General features: G+C 58.0%; 19 protein-coding genes and 1 pseudogene. 15 read left to right on the top strand and 5 right to left on the bottom strand.

The annotated features are described in order from the left end of the window. Positions 1–152 precede the first annotated feature (152 nt). From EQV93_RS21060 to EQV93_RS21025, 8 genes are all read left to right on the top strand, one after another. Positions 153–689 (top strand): (2Fe-2S)-binding protein, encoded by a 537-nt coding sequence (locus EQV93_RS21060; protein WP_411172312.1) that lies wholly within the window; start codon positions 153–155, stop codon positions 687–689. Further along, positions 689–1687: an FAD binding domain-containing protein gene (locus EQV93_RS21055; protein ID WP_240892387.1), complete on the top strand. Its 999-nt coding sequence runs from the start codon at positions 689–691 to the stop codon at positions 1685–1687. The genes EQV93_RS21060 and EQV93_RS21055 overlap by 1 nt, the downstream gene beginning before the upstream one ends. Then, positions 1684–3903: a xanthine dehydrogenase family protein molybdopterin-binding subunit gene (locus EQV93_RS21050; RefSeq protein WP_240892386.1), complete on the top strand. Its 2220-nt coding sequence runs from the start codon at positions 1684–1686 to the stop codon at positions 3901–3903. Before EQV93_RS21055 ends, EQV93_RS21050 begins: the two co-directional genes overlap by 4 nt. Further along, positions 3890–4885, top strand: coding sequence for an XdhC family protein (locus EQV93_RS21045; protein ID WP_240892385.1), 996 nt, complete (start codon positions 3890–3892; stop codon positions 4883–4885). Before EQV93_RS21050 ends, EQV93_RS21045 begins: the two co-directional genes overlap by 14 nt. A gap of 964 nt (positions 4886–5849) precedes the next feature. Next, positions 5850–7562, top strand: a complete 1713-nt coding sequence (locus EQV93_RS21040) for an FAD-dependent monooxygenase (protein ID WP_240892384.1) — start codon at positions 5850–5852, stop codon at positions 7560–7562. Continuing rightward, positions 7559–7741, top strand: coding sequence for a DUF2783 domain-containing protein (locus EQV93_RS21035; protein ID WP_122786482.1), 183 nt, complete (start codon positions 7559–7561; stop codon positions 7739–7741). The genes EQV93_RS21040 and EQV93_RS21035 overlap by 4 nt, the downstream gene beginning before the upstream one ends. A 42-nt stretch (positions 7742–7783) precedes the next feature. After that, a complete protein-coding gene (locus EQV93_RS21030) occupies positions 7784–9097 on the top strand; it encodes an MFS transporter (protein ID WP_146387612.1) in 1314 nt (437 codons plus the stop codon). A 6-nt stretch (positions 9098–9103) separates the two neighbouring features. Continuing rightward, complete coding sequence (locus EQV93_RS21025) at positions 9104–9922, top strand: helix-turn-helix transcriptional regulator (RefSeq protein WP_240892383.1); 819 nt, start codon at positions 9104–9106, stop codon at positions 9920–9922. 85 nt (positions 9923–10007) lie between these two features. Here the strand turns inward: EQV93_RS21025 and EQV93_RS21020 are convergent, their stop codons facing one another. Next, complete coding sequence (locus EQV93_RS21020; RefSeq protein WP_122786479.1) at positions 10008–10922, bottom strand: LysR family transcriptional regulator; 915 nt, start codon at positions 10920–10922, stop codon at positions 10008–10010. Positions 10923–11186: 264 nt separating this feature from the next. Here EQV93_RS21020 and EQV93_RS21015 point away from each other — a divergent pair, with 264 nt between their 5' ends. The 6 genes from EQV93_RS21015 to EQV93_RS20990 all read left to right on the top strand — a co-directional run bounded on the left by EQV93_RS21015 (position 11187) and on the right by EQV93_RS20990 (position 19684). Next, a complete protein-coding gene (locus EQV93_RS21015; RefSeq protein ID WP_122786478.1) occupies positions 11187–12209 on the top strand; it encodes a zinc-dependent alcohol dehydrogenase family protein in 1023 nt (340 codons plus the stop codon). A 305-nt stretch (positions 12210–12514) separates the two neighbouring features. Then, positions 12515–13963, top strand: coding sequence for a hypothetical protein (locus tag EQV93_RS21010; RefSeq protein ID WP_240892382.1), 1449 nt, complete (start codon positions 12515–12517; stop codon positions 13961–13963). Positions 13964–14111: 148 nt separating this feature from the next. Continuing rightward, on the top strand, positions 14112–15764 hold the full coding sequence (locus EQV93_RS21005) for a VRR-NUC domain-containing protein (protein WP_240892381.1): 1653 nt from the start codon (positions 14112–14114) through the stop codon (positions 15762–15764). Then, the gene (locus EQV93_RS21000) at positions 15761–18013 is read left to right on the top strand and encodes an ATP-dependent DNA helicase (protein WP_240892380.1); all 2253 of its coding nucleotides are present in this window, start codon (positions 15761–15763) and stop codon (positions 18011–18013) included. The genes EQV93_RS21005 and EQV93_RS21000 overlap by 4 nt, the downstream gene beginning before the upstream one ends. 73 nt (positions 18014–18086) lie before the next feature. Continuing rightward, positions 18087–18482 (top strand): RidA family protein, encoded by a 396-nt coding sequence (locus EQV93_RS20995; protein WP_122786474.1) that lies wholly within the window; start codon positions 18087–18089, stop codon positions 18480–18482. Between the two features lie 8 nt (positions 18483–18490). Beyond that, positions 18491–19684: an amino acid deaminase gene (locus EQV93_RS20990; protein ID WP_240892379.1), complete on the top strand. Its 1194-nt coding sequence runs from the start codon at positions 18491–18493 to the stop codon at positions 19682–19684. Positions 19685–20458: 774 nt separating this feature from the next. Here EQV93_RS20990 and EQV93_RS20985 read toward each other — a convergent pair. Both EQV93_RS20985 and EQV93_RS20980 read right to left on the bottom strand, forming a co-directional pair. Continuing rightward, a complete protein-coding gene (locus tag EQV93_RS20985; RefSeq protein ID WP_122782148.1) occupies positions 20459–20734 on the bottom strand; it encodes a peptidylprolyl isomerase in 276 nt (91 codons plus the stop codon). A gap of 68 nt (positions 20735–20802) precedes the next feature. Then, positions 20803–22101 (bottom strand): annotated as a pseudogene (locus EQV93_RS20980) (ATP-binding protein); the annotation flags it as partial. Between the two features lie 241 nt (positions 22102–22342). On the opposite strand from EQV93_RS20980, the gene EQV93_RS20975 reads away from it, so the two are divergent. Beyond that, positions 22343–23641: an OprD family porin gene (locus tag EQV93_RS20975; protein WP_240892378.1), complete on the top strand. Its 1299-nt coding sequence runs from the start codon at positions 22343–22345 to the stop codon at positions 23639–23641. A 15-nt stretch (positions 23642–23656) separates the two neighbouring features. On the opposite strand, the gene EQV93_RS20970 is transcribed toward EQV93_RS20975, so the two are convergent. Together EQV93_RS20970 and xylB are read right to left on the bottom strand one after the other, a co-directional pair. Continuing rightward, on the bottom strand, positions 23657–24592 hold the full coding sequence (locus EQV93_RS20970) for a carbohydrate kinase family protein (protein WP_146387622.1): 936 nt from the start codon (positions 24590–24592) through the stop codon (positions 23657–23659). A gap of 5 nt (positions 24593–24597) precedes the next feature. After that, positions 24598–26085, bottom strand: coding sequence for a xylulokinase (gene xylB / locus EQV93_RS20965; RefSeq protein ID WP_240892377.1), 1488 nt, complete (start codon positions 26083–26085; stop codon positions 24598–24600). Positions 26086–26441 lie beyond the last annotated feature (356 nt).

The raw sequence follows: 26441 nt of genomic DNA, 5'->3' as shown, positions 1-26441 counted from the left end.
ACACGAAACTAATTGCGTCTGGCATACCTCCATTACTTACCGACCCTCACCGACAACACCGGACGTAAGTGTGGTTTGACCTGACGTAGTCGCCTTTTGGAGGGTACGTGTAACCGCTCTGTACGTGTCCCCCTTGGCCAAAGGTGACCCTGATGACAGAACACCAAACAACCCTGCGTCTCAAAGAAGACACACCCAGCCCTGCCGGGAATGATCACAGCATAAAACTTCAGATAAACGGGCAGGTGTACCCCCTTGATGTGCCCGCCAATGCCATTTTGCTCGATGTGGTACGCGATCGCTTGCAACTGACCGGCACCAAAAAGGGCTGTGACCACGGCCAATGCGGGGCCTGTACGTTGCTCGTCAATGGTGTGGCCATCAACTCGTGCCTGTCACTGGCAGTTCAACATGATGGCGATAGCATCACCACCATCGAGGGGCTGGCCGAGGGCGATTCGCTGCATCCCGTGCAACAGGCCTTTTGGGAGCACGATGCCTTCCAATGCGGCTACTGCACCACAGGGCAGATCATGAGTGCAGTGGCCTTACTCAATGACCCGGACAGTGCGGCGGACGATGCCAGTGTCAGGGAGGCCATGAGTGGCAATATCTGCCGCTGCGGTGCGTATAAAAACATCCTCGCGGCCGTGCAGTCGGCGCGCGTCAAAATGGCCGGGGGTGTCTGATGCAGACTTTCGATTACGTCCGGGCGCAGTCTTGCGCCCATGCAATAAATACCGCATCCACCCTGGAGCTGTCCCGGTACCTGGCCGGTGGCACCACGCTTCTGGATCTGATGAAGCTGGATGTGGTCAAAGCCGACCACTTGGTCGATATCAACCGATTGCCCTTGCAGCAGGTTGAGACCCTGGACGACGGTCGCTTGCGCATCGGGGCGTTGGTCAGCAATACCGCGCTGGCGCGTCATCCTCAGGTATTGACGCATTACCCGGTGCTCGCTCAAGCCATCATGGCGGGGGCTTCCACTCAGCTGCGCAATAAAGCCACCACTGCCGGCAATGTGATGCAACGGGTGCGCTGCAATTATTTCCGCGATGGGGTTTCACCGTGCAATAAGCGCCAGCCCGGCTCGGGTTGCGCAGCGCTTGTGGGCCTCAATCGCAGTGTGCATGCGGTGCTGGGTACCAGTGATCACTGCATTGCCAGCCATCCTTCGGACATGTGTGTGGCCATCGCGGCCATTGGTGCGCACGTCACCCTGCAAAACCCGCAGGGGCAGTCGCGTGAAGTCAATTTTGCTGACTTTCATCTGCTGCCCGGCGACACACCGTGGCGCGAGCATGCGCTAGAGCCCCACGAACTGATTACCCATGTGACGCTGGATGCGCCGCTGTCTGCAAGTCGTTCAGGCTACCTGAAGCTTCGCGACCGCACGTCATACCAATTTGCTCTGGCATCAAGTGCCATCATTCTGGTGATGGACGGGCCAACCGTAGTAGAGGCGCGTATTGCCCTTGGCGGTGTGGCCACCAAGCCGTGGCGAGCCGTTGAAGCAGAACAGCAACTCACCGGGCAAACACTCTCAGCGCAGCTCATCTCACAGGTGGCCGAGGTGGCTCTGAAAGACGCGCGGGCCTATGAGCACAACGCGTACAAAATCCCCCTCGGCCAGCAGGTCATTGCGCGCAACCTTCGCGACCTGACGGCGCAGGAGTCGGTATGAACGAATCCATTATCGGTGTTCCTCAACGCAGGATTGACGGGCAGCTCAAGGTCAGCGGCAAAGCTCGCTACGCCGCCGACCACCCCATGGTGGGCATGCTGTATGCCTATGGTGTCTACAGCACCATTGCGCGCGGTCAGATTCGCACCCTCGATGATGCAAAGGCGTTGAAAATGCCCGGTGTCGTCAGCATCGTCCATCATCTCAATTGCCCGACACTGCATCGCACGCCGGCCACGCCGATGGACATGGCGAAAATTCTCGAAGCCAGCAAGGTTGATGAGTTTCGCACCCCGTTCGAAGATGATTGCGTGTCCTATCCGGGGCAGTTTGTCGCGCTGGTGGTTGCCCAAACCTTTGAACAGGCCAGGGCTGCCGCGCATCAGGTGTCGGTGGAGTACGACGTTACCGAGCCAATCACCAGCCTGACAGAAGGTCTGAAGGCGCAAACTCCTCAGAGCGGGGCAGGCGGGCACACACGGGGCAAACCGGAACCCGCATTTGCCTCGGCCGCTAAAAAAATCGACGTGACTTACACCACGCCTGTTGAAAATCACAACCCGATGGAAATGCACGCGACCACTGCATGGTGGGAGGATGGACACCTCTTTGTGTACGAAAGCTCTCAGGGCGTGGTCAACCATCGTAATGTGCTGGCCAATGTCTTCGATTTACCGCCTGACCAGGTTGAGGTGCGTGCGCCTTTTATCGGTTCAGGTTTTGGCAGCAAGTTATGGCCGTGGCCGCATTCCGTTGCCGCCTGCGTTGCGGCGAAAATCACCGGGCGACCTGTGCAATTGATGCTGCCCAGAGCGCAGATGTTCACCACCAGCGGCCACCGCCCGCAAACCTCGCAACGCATGCGTCTGGCCACGGACGATCAGGGCAAGCTGGTATCGCTGCGCCATGAGTCCATCAACAGCACGTCGACCACCGATGCCTACACCGAACCCTGTGCCAGCGTGACCAAAAGTCTGTACGCCTGCCCGAATGTGCTGATCAGCCACAAAAACGTGCCGGTAAACCGTGGCACGCCCACCTCGATGCGTGCTCCCGGTGCCGCCCCCGGTTTATTTGCCCTGGAGTCGGCCATCGATGAAATGGCCTTGGCCAATGGCATCGACCCCCTGGATTTTCGCCTGCTCAATCGGGCAGCCAAGGATGAAAGTGTCGGCCTGCCGTGGTCCAGCAACAATCTTGAAGAAGCCATGAACGTTGCGGCGCAGAAAATCGGCTGGCAGCAGCGCAACCCTGAAATCGGCTCAATGCGCGACGGCGACGAAATCATTGGCTACGGCATGAGCGCGTGTAATTGGGAGGCGTCACAAGTGCCCACCGATGCCCGTGTGATGTTGCGTGCGGACGGTACGGCGTTGGCGCAGTGCGGTCTGCAAGATATAGGCACCGGTACTTACACGGTGGTGGCTCAGACCCTGAGTCAGTTGTCCGGGCTGGCGCTGGATCGCATTGAAGTGCAGTTGGGCAGTTCAGCGTACCCGCCCGGCGCCATGTCTGGCGGATCGTGGGCAACGTCGAGTGTCATGCCCGCCATCGCCGGTGCGACCCGTCAAGCGCTGGACAACCTGAGGCAGATCGCCGTGTTGAAAGGGGCGCCCTTTGAAGGTCAAAAAACCGAAGCCCTTCACGTAGAAGATGGGCATTTAGTGTGTGGCGATCAGCGCGCCTCATTCGGCGACATCCTCGATTCGCAACGGGTGGCTCACGCCGAAGGCACCTTCCAGAGCGGTGCTGCCAAAGCTGACACCTATTCCTTCAGATCATTTGGCGCACATTTTGTGGAAGTGCGTTGGGACCCCGGCATTTCGCGCTTGCGAGTGACTCGCGTGGTCAGCGCCATTGACGTGGGCCAAGTGGTCAACCCGCTGGCTGCACGCAATCAGGTTGAAGGAGCAATTGTCATGGGCATCGGCATGGCGCTGTTTGAGGCCGGGGAGTACGATCCGAACAGCGGTTTACCGACTAACAATAATTTCGCTGAATACGTGGTACCGGTGCATGCCGACCAACCCGATATCGATATCACCCTGCTGGATTACCCTGACCTCAACTTCAGTGAGTTCGGGGCCCGCGGCATAGGCGAAATTGGTATCACCGGGTTGGCCGCGGCCATCGCCAATGCGGTGTATCACGCCACCGGCATACGTATCCGTGACTTGCCCATCACCAAGGAAAAATTAATGCATGGACTCGCTTGATCTACAGGTTGTGCAACGCGCTCAGGGTTGGTTAGCCGAGGGTAAATCCATCTGGCTGTGCACGGTTGTGTCTACCTTCGGCTCTGCACCGCGCGGCCCGGGCGCCATGCTGGTGGCGTTGACTTCAGGTGAGTACAGCGGCTCGCTGTCGGGCGGCTGCGTCGAAGAAGACTTTATGACGCGGCTCTCACACGGTCATTTTGCTGAACACAATCATGTTGTGCGTTACGGCGAGGGTGGGCTGGCACCCAATGTGGCCTTGCCCTGTGGCGGCGTACTGGACGTATTGATTGAGTACATGCCCCCCGATGACGATACGTACGAACACCTCCAGGCCATGAAGTGCGCCTTGGGCGGGCAGTACCTGGCCACTCGAACGGTTCAGCTCGGCAGTTCGCGCAGATGCCTGGCGCGCAGTGATGAAAACGTGCCGAGGGTCACGCTAAAGGTCGATGAGGTTTCTATCAGGGTGGGCGCTGTGCGTCGGCTGGTGCTGGCCGGTCTGTCTCCGGTGGCCGAGTTTTGTGCCAGTTTTGCCTTGGCCTTGGGCTATGAAGTCATCCTGTGTGATCCAAGGCCAGAAGTCATCGACCGCTTTTCCATGCCCGGCGTGCAGGTACACAAGCGCCTGCCATCGGTCTATATCGAAGAGAACGGCTGCCACGCCACCACCGCAGTGGTAGCGCTTACCCATGACCCTCGGCTGGACGACTTGACCCTGATGGAGGCGGTGCGAACCGACGCTTTTTACATTGGCGCCATGGGCTCTCAACGCACCAGTGCAAAAAGATTTGAGCGACTGGCGCGCATTGGCGGGCTCGATGCTCAGGCAATGGCACGTATCCATGCCCCGATCGGACTGCGCCTTGGCAGCAAAACCCCGGCAGAAATCGCCCTGGCCGTCATGGCTGACATACTGCGTGTCTCCAATGGCATCAGTCACTGCAACTACGCCACTCAGAACGCAGCGCAGCCCCTGTAGCCGCTGACGAGGAACGAAGGCTGCGATCGGCGGCAAAGCCGTCGTAAAACCTGACACCCCGAGTCGTCCCATCTTGCGACCGCTGCGCGCTCGGTCGCAGCCTTCGGCAGCGGCTACAGGTCAGGTGTAGCCGCTGATGAGGAACGAAGGCTGCGATCGGCGGCGAAGCCGTCGTAAAACCTGACACCCCGCGGTGTCCCATCTCGCGACCGCTGCGCGCTCGATCGCAGCCTTCGGCAGCGGCTACAGGTCAGGTGTAGCCGCTGACAAGGAACGAAGGCTGCGATCGGCGGCGAAGCCGTCGTAAAACCTGACACCCCGCGGTGTCCCATCTTGCGACCGCTTCGCGCTCGATCGCCGCCTTCGGCAGCGGCTACAGGTTAACGTGTGGCTGCGAGCATGGCGCGTAGCAGCTGACGAGGAACGAAGGCTGCGTTCGGCGGCGTAGCCGTCGTAAAACCTGACACACCGAGTCGTCCTATCTTGCGACCGCTGCGCGCTCGATCGCAGCCTTCGGCAGCTGCTACAGGTCAACGTGTGGCTGCGAGCATGGCGGCGTAGCCGTCGTAAAACCTGACACACCGAAGTGTCCCATCTCGCGACCGCTGCACGCTCGATCGCAGCCTTCGGCAGCGGCTACAGGTTAGGGTGTTGCTGCGCGTTTGGGTCGTGGGCTCATGCACTGATGCATCTTTATCGATCAATCATGCAAAGAGCTTTCGTGGTAAGGCATTAATGACGCCTGATGCAATCCCAATAACTTTTCGAAAAGCCACTTGGTGGAGCAGACGCAGCGTTCTTGCGTGCTCCTCGGGTTAGTGGTTTCTGACAGCAGTTGAATATTTCGCGCTCCAGAAGAATGTCCCCTTCAGGGGACGTTACCCTGTGCGCTTGGGTTTAGAGTGGCCTGAGACAAAATCTGTCCCCGAGAACAATAAAACAATAAACCGGGAGCCACCGGACCATGCATCAGCCTCAAGTCGTACCCCATCAGTCCCTCTATTTTCCCTATCAGGTTTACCCTGCTTTCGTGCAATCCCCAGGCATCGCCACTCGCTCACCCGTGGTGATTGTGGGGGCGGGGCCCATTGGCCTGACGCTGGCGCTCGAACTGGCGCGCTACGGTGTCGGCAGTGTTGTCCTGGCGGCTCAGCAGCAGGTCTGTGAAGGGAGTCGTGCGATTGTTTTCACCCGTCGTTCCATGGAAATTTTCCAGCAAGTGGGGGTGTCCCAGGCAGTGGCCGAGCAGGGGCTGCCTTGGCGCTTCGGAAATTCGTACTACCGCGGCCAGCGGGTTTTTCGCATGGAGGCTCCGGTCGACGAGCATGATCGTTTTGCACCGATGACCAACCTGCAACAGCAATATCTGGAGCAGCATCTGGTGGCCGCAGCCCAGGCACAGCCGCTGATCGAACTGCGGTGGGGCAATAAAGTCATCGATATCGAGCAACGGCTCGACCATGCTGTGTTGCAAGTCGATACCCCGGGTGATGTTTATTCTCTGCAGGCCGATTGGGTTGTGGCCGCTGATGGCGCTCGCTCCGGACTGCGTTCCATGCTTGGGCTCAAGCTTGAGGGGGCGTCCTATGAAGGGCGCTTCGTGATTGCCGATATCCGCATCAAGCTCGACCTGCCGACTGAACGTCTGGCGTTTTTCGATCCCTCATGGAACCCCGGCAATACCGTGTTGATGCACCGCGAGCCCGGAGATATCTGGCGCATCGATTACCAGTTGCCCGTGGACGAAACGCCCGAGCAGGCGTTGCACCCCGACTCCTTGCGTGAGCGCATCAATGCGCAACTGGCGATGCTCGGCGTCGAGAACCCGGAGTGGGAGCTGGATTGGAGTTCTGTGTACTCGGCCCGGGCGCTGACCCTGGCGCACTACATTAATGAGCGTGTGATTTTTGCTGGAGACGCGGCGCACCTGTTGCCGATCTTCGGTGTGCGCGGCGCCAATACCGGCTTTCAGGATTGCCACGACCTGGGCTGGAAACTGGCACTGCACATCAAGGGGTTGGCCGGTGCCGGGCTGCTGGCCTCCTACAGTGAGGAGCGGGTCAAGGCTGCACGGGAAATCATTGAGGAGGCGGGCAAAAGCACGAGGTTCATGGCGCCGCCCAGTCGCGGATATCGACTGTTACGCGATGCGGTGCTGTCGCTGTCGTTGACCCGGGAATTTGTACGCCCGCTGTACCACTGGCGAACCTCAAGAGCTCACGACTATGCCGATTCGCAGCTCAACGCGGTGGACGACGATAATCGTTTATTCGTTGGCGGCCCGCGCAACGGTGCACCGTTACTCAATGTGCGTTTGGCCGAGCAGCACTATTTGTTCGACGAGCTGGCGCCCGCCTTTCATTTGCTTTGCTTCACCGACGCTGCGGCGCTCGATACCGAAGTTGTGGCGCAGGTTCAGGCTCTGCGCCACCAGGGACTGACCATACAAGTGATCGCGATCGCCATGAGTGGGGTCGATCAGGTGCAACATGCCGACCTGACCCTGGCTGATACGGATGATCTGTTCAGTACGCGTTATGGCGTGCAGCACGCTGGCGCCGCCTATCTTGCGCGCCCGGATCAGCATGTCTGCGCGCGCTGGCTGCATCTGGATGGCGAGCGTTTGCGCCATGGTCTAAACCAGGCCCTTGGCCACAACGGGAGTAACCACCCATGAGTCAGTCAATGAACGTGACAGATCTGGAGCGCGTCTATGATCGGCTCGCCGAGGCGATTGATTGTACGGGTCACAACAGTGAGTTGTTTCTGGTCAAGCTGGCGCTGCTGGCGGCAGAGTCGCTGAACGATATCGAGCGCTTCGACGCACTGATCGAGAGCGCCGTGCAGGACCTGTAAAACCTTTGCGTCAGCCAATAATTACAATAATAGGATCACCCAATGCCATCCCATCCTGCTGTGGCCCTTGGCGAGGAGGCCGGCGCTCATCCGCTGGTTATTGCCAAAGTCTCGAAACGCCTGTTGTGGTTTCTCTTCATCTGCTTCGTTTTTTCGTTTCTGGACCGTATCAATATCGGTTTTGCCGGGCTAACGATGATGGGCGACCTGGGGTTGAGCAGTACCCAGTTCGGCATGGCAACCACGATTTTCTACCTGGCCTATATCGCATGCGGTATCCCCAGCAACATCGTTCTGGCCAAACTCGGTGCCCGTCGCTGGATCGGTAGCCTGATGATCGCCTGGGGTTTGGCCTCGACCGCAACCCTGTTTGCGTATGACGCAACCAGCCTGTATTGGCTGCGTGCATTGGTTGGCATCACCGAGGCCGGGTTTCTGCCGGGTGTGCTGTTATATATGACGTTTTGGTTTCCTGCGGCATACCGGGCGCGGGCCAATGCGTTGTTCATGATCGCCATGCCATTTACCGCGGGCTTTGGCTCGGTCTTGTCCGGCAGCATTCTGGGACTGGATGGCCTCTGGGGCCTGGCAGGCTGGCAGTGGTTGTTTTTGCTGGAAGGGTTGCCCTGCGTCCTTCTCGGTCTGGCAGTGTACGGTTATCTGGACGATCAGCCGTCTCAGGCACGCTGGCTGAGTAACAATGAGAAGCTACAGCTGGCAGACTTGATGGAGCGCGACCGTCAGGCACCTTCGCCTCACGCGCATTGGGGTCGTGAGTTGCTGTCGCCCTCAGTGATTCTCTTCTGCCTGGTGTACTTTTGCCTGGTCAACACCTTGGCGATGATCGCGGTCTGGACCCCGTTGATCGTCAAGAGCTTCAGCGCTGGTCAGAGCAATACGCTGATCGGATTGTTATCGGCAATTCCGCAAATATGCACCATTGTTGGCATGATCCTCTGGGGCCGACACTCGGACCTGACCCAAGAGCGGCGTTGGCACCTGGCCCTGCCGATGCTGCTGGCTGCAGTAGGATGGTTCTGCACAGCCCTGTCGAGCGAACCAATCGTACAACTGGCAGGGGTTTGCATGGCGGCGACCGGCTCCTACACGGCCATGTCGATATTCTGGACCCTGCCGGATCGGTCATTGAGTTTTCAAGCCAGGGCAGTGGGCATCGCGGTGATCAACGCAGTCGGTAATCTGGGGTCGGCCCTAAACCCCTTGGTGATCGGTTGGCTAAAAGACCTGACCCATGCCTATACAGCCGGTTGCCTGTATGCCGCGCTGCTATTATTAGTCGCGGCCTTGCTGGTGCGCACGCTGCCCCACAAACCCCAACCTTCCTACGTGAGCTGACCCCCAATGAACCACTGGCTGCTCACCACCGCTTACCATCAGAGCCCATTGACGACGGGGCAAGTCGCGCATCTATTGGCTCGAGTGGGCGAGGACTGTCGGACCTGGCTGGCCGCAGAATTACTGACTCTGGTGCGGGGTGAGATGCCGTTGGCACAATGTACGATTTTCGCTTATCCGGAGGGCCAGGAACCGCAGGTATTGTCGTGTTCCGATCAGGCCAGGCTGGTCCAGATATCGCGCATTTCCCGCGATTACGTGAAGCGTTTTCACAGCCTGGACGGCAACCGTCAGGCGATGCTCGGTCATCGGGCGAAATATGGAGGCGCGCGAATCCTGGCTCAACTTCAGTCAGTCGAGGACATCACCCACCGTGAATATCGGCGGGTCTGCTATGAACAGCCGCAAATTTCCCAGCGCATGGCCTTGCTCAATCATCAGGAAGAGGGCGGGGGCTGGCTGTCGATCAACTTCTATCGAGGTCGTGAGCACGGTAACTTCACTCAACGCGAGATCGAATTTATCGAGTCAGTGGCACCCTTGCTGATTCAAGTCACACGATTGCACTATCGCGCGTATATCGAAGCCAATCAGATGCCGGCCTTACTGAGCCAGCGGGTCGAGCAGCTTTATCCTGAACTGACTCGGCGGGACCGAGAGTTGCTCAGGTATTTACTCAGTGGTCTGGGAGCGGAAGACATCGCGCCCTTGATGGGCATTCAGCGCTCAAGCGCCGCTACCTACATCAAGCGGATCTATCGCAAGGTAGGTGTCAGCGGATATCGAGAATTGCTGGGGCTTGTCGTGAGAGGTCGCTGGTCCTGAGTGTGCTGTGCATAGTTGAATAAACGAAGGTTTGACTACGCGCAGAGAGTCCGGATTGTTAGATAAACCGCTTTCCCGACAACGCCTAGAGACTCTCTGGATCCCCAAAAAACATTTGAATCCGCGAACGAAGCCAGCGTTCACCCGGGTCGTTGTCCTGGGCGCCGCGCCAGGCCATGTGCAATTCAAAGCTTTGCATCTCTATCGGAGGGTCTTCGGCCCGCACGCCACCCGCGGCGGTCAAGGCCTGGGCCGTATAGTCCGGCACGGTGGCAATGATGTCGGTGCCGGCCAGCAAGGTGCTCAGACCATTAAATTGCGGTACCGCCAGCACCACATGACGCTTGCGCCCGAGTTTCTCCAGCTCAACATCAATAAAGCCGCTCAAGTCACCCGCAAAGGAGACCAGTGCGTGGGGGCGGGCACAGAAGTCGTCCAGGCTCATCGGCCCCGGCATGGTGTCAGCCCGCAGCAGTTTGGGCTTGCTGCGCCTTAATACTTTGCGCTTGGCGTTGGCGGGCAGGTCGCTGGTGTAACTGACGCCCACCGAAATTTCGCCAGAGGCCAGCAACGGCGGCATCAATATGTAGTTGACCCGGCGGATGACCAGCACGATGCCCGGCGCCTCGGCGCGCAAGCGCTTAAGCAGCAAAGGCAGCAGGGCGAACTCTACGTCATCGGACAAACCAATGCGGAACACCGAGGTGCTGGTGGCCGGGTTGAACTCTGCGGCACGGCTGACAGCGGTTGAAATCGAGTCCAATGCCGGGGACAGCAAAGCGAAAATCTCGGTCGCCCGTGCCGTAGGCTCCATGCTGCGGCCGGTGCGCACAAACAGTGGGTCGTCAAACAAACCGCGCAGGCGTGAGAGCGCCGCGCTGATGGCAGGCTGCCCCAGAAACAGCTTTTCGGCCGCTCGGGTCACACTGCGCTCATGCATCAGGGTTTCAAAGACGATCAACAAATTCAGATCGACGCGACGCAAGTCGTTACGGTTCATCTGGCAGACTTCGCAGGCGGATCAACGGTAGAAGGGTAAGGATCTTACTGACAAAACCGATAGATCGTCACTCTGAAGATAGGATTTCGCGTTTTTAAGTGTGAGAAACGTGCGAATCTTGAGCAGGAAACCCGGCTTTCCGGATGTAGAAAATGCCTGCGGATCAATGTCAGGCATGTCGACTATTAATGCTGTCTGTTAGTCTTGCTCACAAAGCCCGGATAAAGTCCCGTGGTATTAGCGATTAATTAGGCGAGGTTTGCAATGTCGCGCACGATCCGTTTTCACAAGTTTGGCCCGGCCGAGGTGCTCCAGTGCGAAGAGCACGAAGTCGCTGCGCCTGCGCCCGGCGAAGTGCAGGTGCGTGTCGAAGCGATTGGTATCAGCTGGTATGACGTGCTTTGGCGGCAAAACCTGGCCCCGAGCCCGGCACGTTTGCCGGCCGGTATCGGCCATGAAATGGCCGGTGTTGTGACCGCCGTCGGGGCAGGGGTTGATGATCTTGCCGTGGGCGACAAAGTGGCCAGTTTTCCCGGTCAGAGTGCCAACGATTACCCGACCTATGGCGAATTGATCGTCATGCCGCGCTCCACCCTGACGCGCTACCCCGATGTGTTGACGCCGGTTGAAGCCAGCGTGCATTACACGCCGCTGTTAATCGCTTATTTCGCGTATGTCGACCTGGCGCGGGTAAAGGCTGGGCAAACGGTTCTGATTACCGATGCCAGCCACTGTTCTGGCCCTTCATTCGTGCAGTTGGGCAAGGCGCTTGGGGTCAACGTCATCGCGGCCACCAAAAATGCGGATGAGCGCGAGTCCCTGCTTAAGCTCGGTGCTGACAAGGTGATCGTCACTGAGGAACAAGACCTGTTGCTGGAGATCAACAAGATCACCCACGACAAAGGTGTCGATGTGGTCATGGATGGCCTTGGTGGCCCACAGATGTCAGTGCTGGGTGATGTGCTGGCGCCCCGTGGCAGCCTTGTGCTCTATGGACTGCAAGGGGGCAATCACACTCCCTTTCCGGCCTGTGCAGCGTTTCAGAAGAACATTCAGTTCTTTGTGCACTGCATCGGTAATTTCACCGGCAAGCCGGAGCTGGGCATCACCCAGGATGAGCAAGCCATGCAGCGTGCCCTGCGCGAGATCAACCAGCTGACGGCTGACCGGGTGCTGTTGCCTCTGGAAGTAAAAGTCTTTCCGTTTGAGGCCTTTGTAGACGCCCATCGCTATATGGATGATTGCCCATGTCGCGGCCGGGTTGCGTTGCAATTACCCAGTAACTGAAAGGCGGCATAACCTTTCATGAAAAACGCCTTCGAGCCGTGAGTTCGAGGGCGTTTTTGTGTATATACCCTCGGAAAAATGCATACTCACGGCCGCACCAAACCCCTGCCAAGTGCCGTCTTTAGCTGCTTTTATATTCGTATGGATAATTTAAAAATCAATTTGCATCCATTTGGTTTTGTTTTTTGTAGGGATATTCCTCTGCGGATGTGCGGTGCATCTGTAACGGATTGAAACCACAAGTTAATTGTGGGCGTTCCCGGTGCAGCTGCCGATAATAAAGCGCTCACATGGAGGGATGCCCTATGAACAATTTTCATGAACAAGCCATGAGCTTTGTTTATCAGCAAGTGCTGCATCGGTTACAGGGGTTTCTGGAACGTACCGAGCGCATTGCCTTGCAGCTGTTGATTCAGCGATTACTGGTGGCTGCCGGTGGCCTGGAGCGACTCGCCCAGTACCGGGTCATGGTTGTTCTTGAAGGGGGCAGGGAATGCGCCTATACATTGGCTTTTTTGCGTGCCGCTCAGTTGAGTATTGCGGGGCGCTATCCAGACACGTTCATATTGCGCGTGGCCATTTTGCACCAGCCTCGCCTCACGCCCAGGGTGTTGGAGCGGATACAGACTCAATGCAGTGAGTTGTTCCTGTATGACGACCATCGCGTCGAGTTGCTGTTCGTCAATGACAAGGGGGTTCGCAGGCTGGATAAACCTCTGGGCGGCATTCATAAACCTTGCGCCACCAACAGGACAATGATGCTGATGTCCGGCCATTTGACCCGGGGTGATGCGCGAGGGACTTTTTTTTATGCTGATTTGCTGGCGCGGGCAAAGCTCTTCAGCAGTGCCTTTGAATGGGGGCAACCGGCAGATGCCTTGATCGATCGGCGCCCGCGCAGGCATCTGGCTAGATACATGGCCTGGATTCAGCGTGTCGCCAGCCAGCGGGGGCATGCCGGCCAGCCGGTCAATGGCGATGATCTGCAAACCTCCGTCAGGCTGTGTTCCTTTCTCGACGACGACTACAAGGACGTCTTGTGCCTGCCGCCCACTGATCAACCCTGCAACCCCTTTACTGACGATACAAAAATAGCCGTGCTCAATGTCTTTGATTGCCTGTTCACCGACATAGACATGTTCAATTCAAGATTGCTCACTTACCTGCACGGCTCGTTTGCCCTCAAAGACCTGGATATAGAAGAGCCACAAGTGGCGGTGATAGTGCTGGCTGCGCACCTTCAGGGGTTGCGTGCGGCCTGTGAACAACGCCTGAGCTATAGAGCCGCCGTTGAACTGTACTGGCAGCAGGCAGCGACTCAATACCCCCCGAACGAGCGCCTCAAAGGTCAACTCATCAAGCTCCTGGGGAGCGCGTTCAACACCCCGAGACGTATAGACCAAATGCGCCTGATAACGGCTCGATACCTGGATGAATTGCACGGCGTCAGCGACGTGCAGCTGGGCTGTTTCATCTACTCGCCCTTTATCAATGAAGGTCAGAACCTTGAGCTGTTTCTACGCAACTGTTACCCCGAGAAACTGCCATTCATCAATGAGTACCATCAAATGATGATGGATAAGCCGCTTTCGACGCCGGTTGACGTGACCTGGCTTGAACATGTCAGTGGCTTGCCTCTGAGCTCGATTCAGGTGCTGTATCGCATGCAACACGTCCAGTTCCGCGAGGACGACTCCTTAATGACGTCGCTGTGGGCCAGCGATCCGCACAAACAGCCGTGGGCATTGGTTTAGACGTATCCGCCTGATGACTATGTGCCTGTCTGCCGCTTTGACAGGCGCCACGCAAGGCAACCGCTCATCCCTTCGGGTTGCCAGAGCGGTGAGCAAACTGCTATCTGTACGCATATCCAGTACCTAAAGTCAGTGGTTTGTTCAGCCTGTGATTTCCAATCCCCTTGAAGACCCCTTTTATTACCTGAAAAACTTTGATCATGTGCTCGGCTGGATTTCGGCGCGCTATGACGATGTGTTAACGGTTGAAGAGCAGCAGTTCATCGCCGAGTTTGGCCAGTTGCCCAGCGCATCCCAAGCGCTGTGGGTGCGGATGGTCATGCGCAAAGGTCAGCATTTTCGGGCCAGCAAGCTCAGCTACCCTGAGATTGGCGACATCAGCCAGGCGGCGGCCCCTCTGCTGGGTGTGGGCTGGCTCAACGATCAGGCACCGCTCGCACTGCCAGAGGTGTTTGAGGTATTGAGCAAGCCCGAGATTCACGCCCGCTTTAGCTTGCATATCGCCAGGCCCAAGGCCAAAAAAGATCAATGGTTGGAAGACCTTGCGCCTCAATTCCCTCAAGTTCAGAGCCTCAGCCAGTGGCATCCCGCACTGGCGGAACAGCTTTACAGCCTGAGCCATCGTGAATTGTGTGATCGTCTGCGGCTGATGTTTTTTGGCAATCTGAGCCAGAGTTGGGCCGATCTTGTGCTGGCCGACCTTGGCCTGTTTACCTACGAGAAGGTTGCGTTCAGCCCGCAGTCACGGGCGCTGGCTTGTCGCGAAGACATTGAAGGCTATGTGCACCTGTACCGCTGCCGTGAGCAATTTGAATCCGGTGCCGAGGTGATTGACGTACTGCCTCACGTATTGGAATACCGCGTGAACAATCCCTGGCTACAGCGCCGGCGTGAGCGTTTGTTGTTCATGCTGGGCCAGCACTGCGAGCGTGCGGGAGAACTGAACCAGGCCCTTCAGATCTATCGGCATGGCCAGCATCCGGAGGCGCGGGTGCGCACGATCAGGGTGCTGGAGCGGCTGGGCCAGACGTCAGAGGCTTTGGCCCTGGCAGAGGCGGCAGAGCAGGCGCCCGGCAATGACGCCGAGCATCAACAGCTGCTGCGCATGCTGCCGCGCTTACGGCGCAGCCTTGGGCTGGCTGCGCGCGCAAAAGCCAAGCCGCGCAGTTATGAGCGCCTTGATCTGGTGTTGCCGCACGAGGCTGCAATGTCTGTGGAGTGCAGGGTCGCCACCCATCTGCACGGGCCTGAACAGCCGGTGCACTATGTCGAAAACACGCTGATCAATGCGCTGTTCGGCCTGCTGTGCTGGTCAGCGATCTTCGCGCCGCTGCCAGGTGCTTTTTTCCATCCGTACCAGAGTGGCCCGGCTGACTTGTTGGACGAGGACTTTTACCTGCGTCGTAGCGAGCTGTTTGATGCCTGCCTGCAACAGCTTGACGATGGACGCTACACGGACACCATACACGCGGCCTACGTGGCCAAATTTGGCGTTCAATCGCCTTTTGTGGCCTGGAACTGTCTGAGTCGATCCTTGCTTGATGAGGCTTTGCACTGCCTGCCGCCTGCGCACTTGAAGGTCTGGTTCAGGCGTTTGTTGCAGGACATAAAAGCCAACCGTACCGGCATGCCCGACCTTATCCAGTTTTGGCCGGCGCAAAAGACCTACCGCATGATTGAAGTCAAAGGCCCGGGTGATCGTCTGCAAGATAACCAGCTGCGGTGGTTGACGCTGTGTGAGCAGCACAACATGCCGGTGACCGTGTGCTACGTGCAGTGGCAGGATGTGGCGCACGCATGACGTATCGCATCGCAGTGCGTGCCTTGTGCGAGTTCACGGCCAAGGCCGGTGATCTGGATTTGCGCTTTACCCCATCGCCCACGGCGCAACAGGGCATCGCCGGGCATCGCACGGTCGCGTCACGGCGCAGCGTCGGTTATCAGGCCGAATTGAGCCTGCAAGGTGAATACGCCGGCGTGCAGGTACGGGGCAGGGCAGACGGCTATGACCCGCTGGGCAATGTGCTGGAAGAAGTCAAAACCTATCGTGGTGATTTTACCGCCATCCCGGCCAATCACCGTCAACTGCATTGGGCTCAGGCTCGGGTTTATGGCTGGCTGGTGTGCCAAAGCCTGCAATTACCCGAGGTCAATATCGCGCTGGTGTATTTCGATATCGTCAGCGAAAAGGAAACACGTCTTCAGGAGACCTGGACTGCTGGGCAGTTACAGGCGTTTTTCAATCAGCAATGCACCCTTTTCGGGGCTTGGGCCGAACAGGAAGCGCAGCATCGGCAGGTGCGGGATGATGTGGCCCGCACGCTGGCATTTCCCCATGCCCAGTTTCGCACTGGCCAACGCGCGCTGGCTGAAGCCGTCTACAAGACCGCCAGTGGCGGCCGCTGCCTTATGGCGCAAGCTCCCACGGGGATAGGCAAAACCATTGGCACCTTGTTTCCCCTGCTCAAGGCCATGCCCGTCAAGCAGTTGGACAAAGTGCTGTTCTTGACCGCCAAGACACCGGGGCGAAAGCTGGCCCTCGACTCGCTGCAGGTGCTCTATCCACGCGCCTTGGATGCACCCTTGCGAGTACTGGAACTGGTCGCGCGGGACAAGGCCTGCGAATACCCCGCCAACGCCTGCAATGGCGACGCTTGCCCGTTGGCCAAAGGCTTTTATGACCGCTTGCCTGCAGCGCGACAGGCGGCGGTTGCGCAATCAACCCTGGACCAACAGACACTGCGCGACGTCGCCCTGGCGCACCAGGTCTGCCCGTATTACTTGAGTCAGGAAATGGCACGCTGGGCGGATGTGATCATTGCCGACTACAACTATTACTTCGACTTTACGGCGTTGTTGTACGGGCTTGCGCAGGCCAATCAGTGGCAGGTCGGGACATTGGTGGACGAAGCGCACAATCTGGTCGAGCGCGCCCGCCAGATGTACAGCGCAAGCCTCGACCAGCAAAGCCTCAACCGCGTTCGGCAAAACGCCCCGGCAGTGCTGGACAAGCCCTTCAAGCGCCTTAACCGGGAGTGGAATGCCCTGCACAAGGAGCAAATCGGGCCTTATCAGGTGCATTCACATTTGCCGGCCAAGTGGCTGAATGCCCTGAGTGGTTGCATCACTGCCATCGGCGACTACCTCAACGACCACCCGCAAGGGCTTGCCGGCGATTTGCAAAGCTTTTACTTCGAAGCCCTGCAATTCAACCGTGTGGCAGAGCTCTTTGACGGGCATTTTTTGTTTGACGTCAGCCTGCATGAGCACGGCAAACGTCGGCTGTCCCAGCTCAACCTGCGCAACATTGTGCCTGCGGCCTTTATCGGCCCACGGCTGGGCAGTGCGCAAAGCAATGTGCTGTTTTCGGCCACCTTGAGCCCGCGAACCTATTACGCCAACTTGCTGGGTTTACCGGCCGACACCGTGTGGATCGATGTCGAGTCGCCCTTCAACGAGCGGCAACTGGCCGTTCATGTGGTCAGCGAAATATCCACGCGCTTCAGCCATCGTCAGGCCTCTCTGGGCCCTATTGTGGAGTTGATCGCCCGCCAGTTTGAGGAGAGACGCGGTAACTATCTGGCCTTTTTCAGCAGCTTTGATTACCTGCAGCAAGTGGCCCAACTGCTGGCCGAGCGCTATCCGCACATTGCGCAGTGGGTGCAATCACGGCGTATGGATGAGGCGGCGCGCCAGGGGTTTCTCGATCAATTCACCCACGCCAGTCAGGGCATCGGCTTTGCCGTATTGGGCGGCGCGTTTGGTGAAGGCATTGACCTGCCCGGCGCGCGATTGATTGGCGCATTCGTCGCAACCCTTGGGCTGGCTCAACTGAACCCGGTCAATGAACAGATCAAACAACGCATGGCAGCGCTGTTCGGCGCCGGCTATGACTACACCTACCTGTACCCGGGCGTGCAAAAAGTGGTGCAAGCCGCAGGGCGGGTGATTCGCACCCAAAGCGATCAAGGCACGCTGTTTTTGATCGACGACCGTTTTGCCGAGTACAAGGTGCAGCAACTTTTGCCCAGTTGGTGGCGACTGGGTTGACCTGCGACCTTATGGCACACTACGGCGTCCCTGACGCATGAAGCGTCTGTCATCAGCAGTGGAGTTTGCCTATATGAGCATCAAACGTTTCGGTACTGGCGCAGTCGGTGCAGGCGGTCAACCATTACCTTTCGCCCGTGCAGTCGAGGCTGATGGCTGGTTACACGTCTCGGGGCAAGTGGCGATGGAGAACGGTGAAATCATCAACGGTGGCATCATCGAGCAAACTCACAAAACCATGCAAAACCTGATCGCCATTCTCGAAGAAGCCGGCTATGGCCTCGAAGATGTGGTGCGGGCGGGCGTGTGGTTGCAAGACCCACGAGACTTCTGGAGCTTCAACAAGGTATTTGCTTCGTACTTCAAAAGCGAACATGCCCCGGCGCGTGCTTGTGTGCAGGCCATGATGATGGTCGATTGCAGGGTCGAAATTGACTGCATTGCTTACAAAGCCAAAGCGAGGGCCTGAGTGTGTCGATGATTTTGAAAGGTGCTGCCCAGCCGGGTGCTGATCTGGTACGCGACGTAAGTTTGCCTGCGCTGGTGATTCATCGCGATGCGCTGGAGCACAACATTGCCTGGATGCAGGATTTTGTAACCCGCAGTGGTGCCGTACTGGCTCCGCACGGCAAAACCAGCATGGCCCCGGCGCTGTTTCGCCGCCAATTGGAGCAGGGTGCCTGGGGTCTGACCCTGGCCACGGCGGTGCAGACCTGCACGGCGTATGCCGGTGGTGTGCGTCGGGTATTGATGGCGAACCAACTAGTGGGCCGCGCCAACATGGCGTTGATTGCCGACCTGCAGGACGACCCGGCATTCGAGTTTTACTGCATGGTCGACCACCCGGACAACGTTGCGGCCCTCGGTGCGTTTTTTGCTGAGCGCGGCCAACGTCTCAACGTAATGATTGAGTACGGTGTTGTCGGTGGCCGTTGTGGTTGCCGCACTGAAGATGAAGTACTGGCTTTGGCGCAGGCGATCAAGGCACAACCGGCGCTCGCCCTCTGTGGGATTGAAGGCTACGAAGGGGTTATCCACGGGGAACACGCGGTCGACGGAATTCGTGCGTTTGCGGCATCCCTGGTGCGATTGGCCCTGCAACTGCAACGTGAAGGCGCGTTTGCCCTCGACAAGCCGATCATCACGGCCTCGGGTTCAGCCTGGTATGACCTGATTGCCGAAGGGTTTGAAGCTGAAGCGGCCAGCGGGCGTTTTCTGAGTGTCCTGCGCCCTGGCAGCTATGTGGTTCACGATCACGGTATCTATAAAGAAGCACAATGTTGTGTGCTGGATCGACGCAGCGATCTGCATGAAGGGTTACGCCCGGCGCTGGAAGTCTGGGCCCATGTGCAATCGTTGCCTGAGCCGGGTTTTGCCGTTATTGCGCTGGGTAAACGTGACGTTGCCTACGATGCCGGATTGCCGATGCCGTTGAAGCGCTACCGCGAAGGTGTTTTGCCCGGAGTGGGTGATGACGTCAGCGCGTGCAAGGTGACGGCGGTGATGGATCAGCATGCGTTTATGACCGTGGCACCCGGCACTGAGCTTCGGGTAGGGGACATTATCAGTTTTGGTACTTCACACCCTTGTCTGACCTTCGATAAATGGCGAACTGGCTGTGTGGTGGATGAGCAGTTCAAGGTGGTTGAGGCGATAGAGATCACGTTCTGAGATTTAGGCTGTGAGCTGCAAGCTTGTAGCTTGTAGCTTCTAAAACAATGCCACTGCCGCCACCGAAACAGTGGGAACGACGCTGAGGCCCATCACAGGAGGCTGAACGTAGGTGCTGTTATGGGGGTGGCGAGGCAGGACGCCGAGCCAGCCGCGATCGGGCCAAGGATGGCCCGTCGCGGCGTGCCCCCATAACAGTGCCGGAGTGAAGGCACCGGGCGAGCCTAGGCGAGCTCGGCCGTATGGTAGGGCAAGGACTTTTTGCTTACTTTTGTGGCTGTTTGACAAAAGTGAGCCGCCGTAAGGGCGGAACCCGTAGAAAGGTTTAATACATCAAAAGGATATGTACGCTGGCCAATTGAAGGCTTCGAGTACATATCCATTATTAGCGTCTAGCCGACGTAATGGTTACGCCCTTACGGCGTGTCACTTTGCAAAAGCGGCAAAGTAACCAAAGCGCTTCCGCCCCCGCGTACGGCCCTCGCTTCGCTCAGGTGTCCCTCACTCCGGTCCCGCTCCGTGGGCACGCTGCGACGGGCCATCCATGGCCCGATCGCAGCTCTCCCGGCATCCATGCCGGTCGACCCACTCCGCGAAACCTCCACTCGGCCTCCCGAAGGGGCGGCAAATCAAGATCAAGATCACAAGCAAGATCAAGATCACAAGCAAGATCAAGATCACAAGCAAGATCAAGATCACAATCAAATGCTCGCTTACGCTCTTGTAGCCGCTGTCGAGGCACGAAGGCTGCGATGCGGGCCGCAGGACCGCTGATTAATCTCGGTAAAACACTTGCACCAAGTGATAACCAAACTTACTTTTGACCGGCCCGTGCACCACTCGCAACGGTTTTTTGAAAATAATCTGGTCAATCACACCCACCATCTGCCCCGGTCGCACTTCACCCAGATCTCCACCGCGTTTGCCCGACGGGCAGGTCGAAAATTTCTTGGCCAACACATCGAACGCTTCGCCCTTGGCAATGCGTTGCTTTAATGCTTCGGCTTCTTCGGCAGTTTTTACCAATATATGGCGGGCTTGAGCTTTCATGTCGTGGGACCTTGGAACTGTGGGGCAATGTGCGCGGCCGCGGATTATGCCTGAGTTTCTTCAACATGGCGCGGCAGGTACACCCGCACGCAGGTGCCCACACCCACTTCGCTGCTGAGGCTGACATGCCCGCCTGACTGTTGGGCAAAACCGTAAATCATCGACAGACCAAGTCCGGTGCCGACGCCTACCGGTTTGGTAGTGAAGAAGGGATCAAAGGCTTTGGCAAGGATCTGCGGGTTCATGCCTGTACCGTTGTCAGACACTTCAAACATCACGTAATCACCCGAGTTAACGGTTTCAAGGCTGCTGATCGTGCGGCCATCAAGCACACTGTTCGCCGTTTTGATGCTCAGTGTTCCACCATCGGGCATGGCATCCCGGGCGTTGACTATCAGGTTGAGCAGGGCACTTTCAAGTTGCCCTGTATCGGTATTGACCGGCCAGATGTCTTGGCCCAGTTCAATAACCAGCTGGATCTTCGCGCCTTTGGAACTGTTGAATAATGCCTGCAAGGAGTTGACCAGCACGTTGGGGTCCAGCGGCTTTCTGTCCAGCGACTGACGCCTGGAAAACACCAGCAAACGGTGGGTCAGTGCTGCCGCACGCTGCGCAGAGGACACCGCAGCATCGGTAAAACGGTCAATTTCGTCACTGCGGCCTGCTGCGATGTAGCGTTTCATTAAGTCCAGACTGGCAATGATTCCGGTCAGCATGTTGTTGAAATCGTGAGCAATACCGCCCGTCAATTGACCGACCGCTTCCATTTTTTGCGCATGCAGCAGCGCGTCCTCGACCCGCTCACGCTCAAGCATCTCGTGTTGTAATTGCTGATTGGCCTGCGCCAGGGCCTGGGTGCGCTCGGCGACACGCTCTTCCAGGGTTTCATTGAGCTCACGCAGGGCTTTTGAGGTTTGCTTGAGTGCCGTGCGCCGACGGGATATTTGCACCGCAATCATTAATATGCCGGCAACCTTGCCTTGCTCATCGCGCACGGGGCTGAAGGTCAGGTCGAGCCATAGTTCGGTCGCGTGCTGGTGATCGGGCAGCACATAGTACTGGTCGACATATGACAGGCTTTGACCCGCCAGCACCGCTTTAATGATCGGCTGGCTGTACGTGCTGTACTCCGGCCAGCAGAGGTGGAACGGCTGGGTAAAAGCGGTGGGGTGTTTATGCCCGGCCAGTACTGCAAAGCTGTCGTTGTACACCTGCGTCAGTTGTTCGCCCCATAGCAAAAGCATGGGGACAGGCGAGCTGAGTACCACTTGCGCAGTGGTGCGCAAACTTTGCGGCCAGTCTGCAACATCCCCCAAGGGGCTGAGGGCGAGCGAGCGGCGTTGACTGCCAGAAAATACAACGCTCATGGATAAGTCCCGAGTCTGAATCTAAAAAAGTGCGTATTTAATGCTGGATACCGGCAAAAGGCCATCTTTTGGGCGAAAAGCCTTGAGATTGAGCCTTCGACTAAGGTCGTATGAGTGTCCGGCTAAGCCTTTCGTACAATTGCGCGTTTTTTCTGGATTGAGGTAAACCGTGCTGCCACAGGCAGTCGGTAGATCTTCGATTGGTTTTGTTGTGCGAATGATTCGCTGTTGGAGCTCGTCCATGGTTGTCCCTTTTTCATTGTCTCACTGCCGGGTTGCTCGGGTTAGCGCGCTGGCGGTGTGCGCCGGTTTTGCGGCTAACACGCAAGCGGGCGGTTTTTTTGAAGACAGCAGCGCCAAGCTGGAAGCCCGTACGGTGTATTTCAACCGCGATTTTCGCGATGGCAGCAGCTCCAGCCCCCAAGGCGCCTCCAAACGCGAAGAGACCGCAGAAGGTTTTATCCTTAATGTGCAATCGGGTTATACCGAAGGCACCGTGGGGTTTGGCCTTGATGCGCTGGGCATGCTGGGGATCAAACTGGACTCCAGCCCGGCCGACAGCAACAGCGGTCTTATGCCTTCGACAGGCCATGACCCGCGTCGTTCCAAAGATCAGTACGCCAAGTTCGGCCTGACCGCAAAAATGCGCGTTTCCGAGACCGTTCTTAAATACGGCGCGTTACTGCCAGATCTGCCGTTGCTCAAGTACAACGACGGCCGCTTGCTGCCGAACATGTTCAATGGCGCCATGCTGGTCTCGCAGGAAATCAAAGACCTGACGTTCACCGCCTCGCGCCTGAACCGCTATACCGCGCGTGACTCAAGCGATTCACAGGACTTGCGTCTGAACTGCAAAAACAAGCGCTATGCCTGTGATATCACCGCCGATCATTTCACCTTGTACGGGCTGGATTACAAGGTGAATGACCGTCTGACGGCGCAGTACCAATATGGCGAGCTGGAAGACATTTATCGTCAGCACTTTGTCGGTCTTTTGGCTAATCAACCGATAGGCCCCGGCGTGCTGGCGGCGGATGTGCGCTTGCTCAAGAGTGACAACGCCGGTTCGGCCAAGGCCTCGACCATCGACAACCGCGCGCTGGGTGCGCTGCTGACCTACTCGCTGGGCGGGCACAAGTTCGGCGTGGGCGGGCAGCGCATGAACGGCGAAACATCGATGCCGTACCTGGATGGCAGCAACCCGTATCTGGTCAACTACTTGCAGGTCAACGACTTCGCCAACGCTCAGGAACGTTCCTGGCAACTGCGTTATGACTATGATTTCAAGGCCGTGGGCGTCAAGGGCCTGACCTTTATGACCCGCTATGTGAACGGCGATCATATCAACGTCAAGGGCCGCGACGGGGAGGGCAAAGAGTGGGAGCGCGACAGCGAGCTCAAGTATGTCGTGCAAGGTGGCACGTTCAAGGACTTGAGCTTTCGCCTGCGTAACGCCACGTATCGCACCAACTATTCGAAGTTCGCCCGCGACGTGGATGAAACCCGTTTGATCGTCAGCTACAACCTGTCGATCTTTTAAACCGCGCGGCCTTGCTCACAGTTCTGTGCGGTAGGGCAAATCCGGGCCAGTTTTGCTGCAGGTCAGCGCTGCCGCCCGGCTGGCGAAATCGAGCAGGTCGTGAAGTTGCGACAGGCTCAGTTGCTGTAACCCTGCAACCGAGTCCAGGTTGTGCTCGGTAAGCCAGGCAATGATCGCCGCCTGAAAGGTATCGCCTGCGCCCACGGTGTCAGCGACCTTGACCGGGATGGCTGCGACAGCATGGTGGCCATGGGTACGGCTGAATACGCTGGCACCGTCCGCGCCACGGGTCAAAAACACCAGTTGGCAACGCTGTTTCAGCCATGACTGGGCTATCTGTTCGGGATCTTGCCCCGGATACAGCAGCTCGAGGTCTTCATCACTGACCTTGATCAGATCAGCGTAAGGAATGAGCTGGTTGATGCGCTCGCGCCACAGGTTGATGTCCGGTTGTGGATTGAGCCGCACATTGGGGTCGAGACTGATCAAGCGTTGCCCGCTTTCGCGTTGCACGAGTGCGAGCAAAGTGTCGGCTATCGGTTGCACCACCAACGAAAAGGATCCGACATGGATACCGCGCACTTGCGGGCCGAGTTCGGGCAGATGGTGAGCGTGCAGTTGCCGATCGGCGCACCCTTCGCCTCGAAAGCTATAGGCGGGCGAGCCGTTGGCGTCCAGGGCCACCATCGCCAGCGTGGTGGGGGAGTCCACATCCAGCAAAAATTGATCGCTGACGCCTTCGTCCATCAGGACGCGCTTTAAACGACGGCCCAGATAGTCGGTGGACAGCCCGGCAAACAGCCCGGCCTCAACCCCCAGACGGCGTAAGCCCACGGCCACGTTGAAGGGCGAACCGCCGGCAATTGCCTTGAAATCGACCCGATTGGCCTGCTCACGGCTGTCGGCCTGAGCGAAAAAATCAAACAGTGCTTCTCCACATACCAGATACATAACATTCACTCGGATAAGGCTGCGACCTGTTGACGGTAGCGCAGATAGAGTTGTTCGTAGGCTTGAACGTTTTCGGCAATGGGCCGGCTCTCGCTCGTGGGGTCAAGGCGCACGCAGCGCTGGCAGAGATCGGCCAGCGTTTGCTTGCCGGCTGACACGCACCAGGCCGCCTGAATCGCCGCCCCCAATGCCGCGGCTTCGCTTTGTTCGGTACAGATGACCGGGGTGTTCATGATGTCGGCAACCAACTGACGCCACAACGGACTTTTTGATCCGCCGCCCACCAGGCGGATGGTCTGGCTTTGTACGCCGTTGGCGCGCAGTAGATCCAGACCGTAACGTAAGCCATAGGTGGTGCCTTCCAGTGCGGCCCGGCAGATATTGGCCGGGGTCATAGTGGTCAGCGTCAGGCCCTGAATGCTGCCCGTTGCGTCGGGCAGGGCGGGTACACGCTCGCCATTGAGAAAGGGCAGCATGCTGACGCCTTCGGCGCCAATGGGCGCCTGACCGGCCAGGGTATTGAAGTCGTTGAGAGACAGCGACAGCAATTCGCGCACTGCGCTGGTGGTTGTGGTCAGGTTGAGGGTGCAGATCAGCGGCAGCCAGCCACCTGTAGACGAACAAAAGCCGGCCACACTGGCGTCCGGGTGGGTCGGCGGCTGCTGATCAAAGGCGTACACCGTGCCGGATGAGCCCAGGCTCATGGTGATGATGCCGGGCTCGATATTGCCGGTGCCGATGGCGCCGAGCATATTGTCACCGCCACCGCTGGCCACCACGGCCTGAGGGTTCAAGCCCAATAGGCGGGCCACCTCCGGGCGCAGGGTGCCCACGGGTTGATGGGATTCAATCAGTTCGGGGAGGGCGCGTTCGAGCCGTCCGCCGGGGTCAATATGGCGCAGGATGCCAAGGTCCCATTGGCGCGTTTTTACATTGAAGTAACCGGTGCCGCTGGCGTCGCCATACTCGCTACAGCTGCGACCAGTCAGCCAATGGTTGAGGTAGTCATGGGGCAGCAGGACATGAGCGATTTGCGCGAAAATCTGCGGGTGATGGTCGCGTGTCCAGAGCAGTTTGGAGACGGTGTAGCCCGGTGCGATAACCAGCCCCAGACGTTCAAGGCAGCCGGATTCGCCGCCGAGCCAGTCCAGCAACTGGTTGTTCTCGGGGGTCGATTGGGTGTCGCACCAGAGTTTGGCCGGGCGCAAGACTTGCCCCTGTGCGTTCAGCAAGACCAGCCCGTGTTGTTGGCCACTGACGCTGATACCGCGGATGTGCTGGCCATCGATATTGGCCTGGGCAAGCGCTTGATCGGTGGCCAGTGCGAGGGCGTTTAGCCATTGCTCAGTGTCTTGCTCGCGGCGACCGTGTTCGCCTTGAATCAGGGTGTGCGGGGCTGAGCCTATGCCCAGGACTTGCCCGGTATCGCTGTCCAGCACCAGCGCTTTGGTGCCTTGGGTTCCGCAATCGATGCCCAGAAACAAATTGTTCATGGCTGTGGCCTTATCAAGATCAAAAGCACCCTCACCCTAACCCTCTCCCAGAGGGAGAGGGGACTGATTGGGGGTGGTAGGAGAATTGCGCTGAATCCGAAAACACCTCGTTCAATATCTTCCTCCCAGAGGGCGAGGGGCTGATTGGGGGTGGTTGGAGAATTGCGCTGAACCGCAAACACCTCGTTCAATATCTTCCTCCCAGAGGGCGAGGGGCTGATTGGGGGGTGGCAGGAGAATTGCGCTGAACCGCAAACACTTCGTTCAATATCTTCCTCCCAGAGGGCGAGGGGCTGATTGGGGGTGGTAGGAGAATTGCGCTGAACCGCAAACCACCTCGGTCAAGTCCCCTCTCC

This window comes from Pseudomonas sp. TMW22091 (genome assembly GCF_022496705.1).
Lineage (GTDB): Bacteria > Pseudomonadota > Gammaproteobacteria > Pseudomonadales > Pseudomonadaceae > Aquipseudomonas > Aquipseudomonas saxonica.
The sequence above is the reverse complement of the archived record's forward strand: the minus strand, read 5'-3'. Positions and strand labels throughout refer to the sequence as shown.

Bases quoted from the DNA above. Each gene is read 5' to 3' on its own strand.
- EQV93_RS21015 (WP_122786478.1), top strand. From the start codon at position 11,187: ATGTCGCGCACGATCCGTTTTCACAAGTTTGGCCCGGCCGAGGTGCTC.
- EQV93_RS21060 (WP_411172312.1), top strand. From the start codon at position 153: ATGACAGAACACCAAACAACCCTGCGTCTCAAAGAAGACACACCCAGC.
- EQV93_RS20975 (WP_240892378.1), top strand. From the start codon at position 22,343: ATGGTTGTCCCTTTTTCATTGTCTCACTGCCGGGTTGCTCGGGTTAGC.
- xylB (WP_240892377.1), bottom strand. From the start codon at position 26,085: ATGAACAATTTGTTTCTGGGCATCGATTGCGGAACCCAAGGCACCAAA.
- EQV93_RS20970 (WP_146387622.1), bottom strand. From the start codon at position 24,592: ATGTATCTGGTATGTGGAGAAGCACTGTTTGATTTTTTCGCTCAGGCC.
- EQV93_RS21020 (WP_122786479.1), bottom strand. From the start codon at position 10,922: ATGAACCGTAACGACTTGCGTCGCGTCGATCTGAATTTGTTGATCGTC.
- EQV93_RS20995 (WP_122786474.1), top strand. From the start codon at position 18,087: ATGAGCATCAAACGTTTCGGTACTGGCGCAGTCGGTGCAGGCGGTCAA.
- EQV93_RS21010 (WP_240892382.1), top strand. From the start codon at position 12,515: ATGAACAATTTTCATGAACAAGCCATGAGCTTTGTTTATCAGCAAGTG.
- EQV93_RS20985 (WP_122782148.1), bottom strand. From the start codon at position 20,734: ATGAAAGCTCAAGCCCGCCATATATTGGTAAAAACTGCCGAAGAAGCC.
- EQV93_RS21040 (WP_240892384.1), top strand. From the start codon at position 5,850: ATGCATCAGCCTCAAGTCGTACCCCATCAGTCCCTCTATTTTCCCTAT.
- EQV93_RS21045 (WP_240892385.1), top strand. From the start codon at position 3,890: ATGGACTCGCTTGATCTACAGGTTGTGCAACGCGCTCAGGGTTGGTTA.
- EQV93_RS21050 (WP_240892386.1), top strand. From the start codon at position 1,684: ATGAACGAATCCATTATCGGTGTTCCTCAACGCAGGATTGACGGGCAG.
- EQV93_RS21000 (WP_240892380.1), top strand. From the start codon at position 15,761: ATGACGTATCGCATCGCAGTGCGTGCCTTGTGCGAGTTCACGGCCAAG.
- EQV93_RS21025 (WP_240892383.1), top strand. From the start codon at position 9,104: ATGAACCACTGGCTGCTCACCACCGCTTACCATCAGAGCCCATTGACG.
- EQV93_RS21055 (WP_240892387.1), top strand. From the start codon at position 689: ATGCAGACTTTCGATTACGTCCGGGCGCAGTCTTGCGCCCATGCAATA.
- EQV93_RS21030 (WP_146387612.1), top strand. From the start codon at position 7,784: ATGCCATCCCATCCTGCTGTGGCCCTTGGCGAGGAGGCCGGCGCTCAT.
- EQV93_RS21035 (WP_122786482.1), top strand. From the start codon at position 7,559: ATGAGTCAGTCAATGAACGTGACAGATCTGGAGCGCGTCTATGATCGG.
- EQV93_RS20990 (WP_240892379.1), top strand. From the start codon at position 18,491: ATGATTTTGAAAGGTGCTGCCCAGCCGGGTGCTGATCTGGTACGCGAC.